This window comes from Microcystis sp. (assembly GCF_048564745.1).
Taxonomy (GTDB): Bacteria; Cyanobacteriota; Cyanobacteriia; order Cyanobacteriales; family Microcystaceae; genus Microcystis; species Microcystis ichthyoblabe_A.
Genome location: NZ_JBLZRT010000156.1, coordinates 1 through 2,081, shown reverse-complemented (window position 1 = coordinate 2,081; position 2,081 = coordinate 1). Strand labels below are relative to the sequence as shown.

Annotated in this window: 2 protein-coding genes and 2 pseudogenes; 1 reads left to right on the top strand and 3 read right to left on the bottom strand. The window is 43.4% G+C overall.

The features are described from left to right. Both ACOCD9_RS17225 and ACOCD9_RS17220 read right to left on the bottom strand, forming a co-directional pair. The coding region (locus ACOCD9_RS17225) for a transposase DNA-binding-containing protein (protein WP_155119890.1) at nucleotides 1-110 on the bottom strand (110 nt) is incomplete at its 3' end. Nucleotides 111-409: 299 nt separating this feature from the next. After that, the gene (locus tag ACOCD9_RS17220; protein ID WP_419548041.1) at nucleotides 410-1,330 is read right to left on the bottom strand and encodes a LysR substrate-binding domain-containing protein; all 921 of its coding nucleotides are present in this window, start codon (nucleotides 1,328-1,330) and stop codon (nucleotides 410-412) included. Between the two features lie 146 nt (nucleotides 1,331-1,476). Between ACOCD9_RS17220 and ACOCD9_RS17215 the strand changes: the two are divergent. After that, nucleotides 1,477-1,866, top strand: a pseudogene (locus ACOCD9_RS17215) (cadmium resistance transporter); the annotation flags it as partial. Here the strand turns inward: ACOCD9_RS17215 and ACOCD9_RS17210 are convergent. Continuing rightward, nucleotides 1,859-2,081: pseudogene (locus tag ACOCD9_RS17210) on the bottom strand (NADPH-quinone oxidoreductase); the annotation flags it as partial. The pseudogenes ACOCD9_RS17215 and ACOCD9_RS17210 overlap by 8 nt on opposite strands.

Below are 2,081 nucleotides of genomic sequence, written 5' to 3'. Positions count from 1 at the left end.
CTTGTACTAGGTTGGCTGGCCAAGTTTTCTACGATACTGATTAACCTTTTCTTTCTTCTGGTGTCCCCTAGGTCTGCATACTGTAATTCTTGGGCTGCCCATTTCTCCATTTTTTTGCTTACCTCCACCTTGATTCCTTCTTTCAAAACTATACCTATCAATCGTTTCCCCTTTTTTTAAGTTTCTTCTCTTTTTGTTAAGAAAGATCCGACTAATGGATAGTTATCAAGGGGGGACTAAGGGGGGATCGGCACCCCCCTTATCAAAGGGTGCAGGGGGGATCAGAGGCAAAATCTATCTTCAATTTAATTATAACTACTTATTTATAATCTCTCTTTTTTAACAAAAAATAATTTCCCTTACATAGCTTTATTTTCTCTCCGGTTAATTTTCGGTGACTTCTATCAGATTACAACATCTGCTCGAAAACTTGACAGACGCGGGGTTGAAAGCGCTGACGGTGTTTTATTTTTAAAAAAGGGCGCATAAATTCGAGATAGCGAGGGGATAAACCAGAAGTATCGATCACTCGAATTGATCGCAATGTGCCTAATTCTAATTCCTTTTGAACCATTAATTCGGAAATGCCGGCAGCTGCCAAACTATTCTCGATGATTGCTTTCACCATTTCCCCCGTATTTAACAGCAAAGTCACCTTTAATGTGCGTAAATCGATGCCCCAATTCTGTAAAGCTTCCTCGAATCTTTGTTGAGTTCCCGATCCCGATTCTCGCATTACCCAAGGGGTTTCCACTAATTCGGGTAATTCGATCGCTTCTCTTTTATACCAGGGATGAGAACGTCCGACAATAATTAATAGGCGATCGCTGCCGACGATCTCCTGTTCTAAACAATTTGTTAAATCACTCTTGACTTCTCCCTCGATTAATGCTAGGTCAAAACGTCCGTTAGCCTTACCCAGACAGATTTCTTCCGTATTAGCTAGGGTGCAGTTGATCTTAATTGCCGGATAGCGCTCCTGAAAATCGCTAATTTTTGCCGGCAGCCAATAGTTACCAATAGTCAAACTCGACCCTAATTGTAGTTCTCCCCGTTGCAAGTCGTTGAATTCCGCCAATCCCCTTTCTGTCAAAGTTACCTGGGTGAGAATGCGTTGCGCTTCTAATTGCAATAAACGTCCTGTTTCCGTGATCTCGATGTGACGACCGACGCGATGGAATAATTTCACCCCGTATTCACTTTCTAGGGAGGCAATGGCGGCACTGACGGCCGGTTGGGTGATATATAAAGCTTCTGCTGCTTTGGTGAAGTGGAGATGTTCGGCAGTCGCTAGAAAGATTTCCAGTTGATCTAGGGTCATTCTGGCCATGGCAAGGGGTTTTTTGTCTCTATTGGTCTTTCCATCATTTTAATTTATTAAATCAACAAGAAAGAATATTTGATTTTATTAATGGCTCTTTCTAGAGTGGAGGTAGGGCGATCGAGATCAGAAGAGCCGATTAAGAAAAAAATCCTATGACTACCATGATTACTGCCATATCCACAGCAATAGCGGCCTTTATTGCCACTAATCTCGATGACATCCTGATTTTGACGATTCTTTTCGCCCAGGTCAATAAACTTTTTCGCCGTCGTCATATCGTTATCGGTCAGTATTTAGGCTTTATCCTGCTGATTTTGGCGAGTTTAACCGGCTTTTTCGGGAGTTTCTTGATTCCGGCTCAGTGGATTCGTTTTCTCGGTCTGTTACCCGTGATTTTCGGGATTCGGAGTCTCTGGCAGCGAGAAGAAACCGAGACGGATAATAATGTGGAGGTCGCTGTAGAATCAGCACCTTATTTTCCCTTGGCGGCCTGGTTTTCCCCTCAAACCGGTGCTGTGGCGGCAATTACCATCGCCAATGGTCAACTTTTCTTAAATCCCATTTCACCCCAGAAGCGCGTAACATCGGACCGGATAAACCCCAGTTAATCGCTTCGTCTCTGGTAATGCAGCCTATCCCTTCAATACGACGGCGGAAAATCGGGTTATTAGTGATTAATTTCTCGTATTCGTCCACTTTGGGGTCAAAATAGTCACAGAAATCCTCGCACTTATCCACCCATCCGTAGGGTAAATCC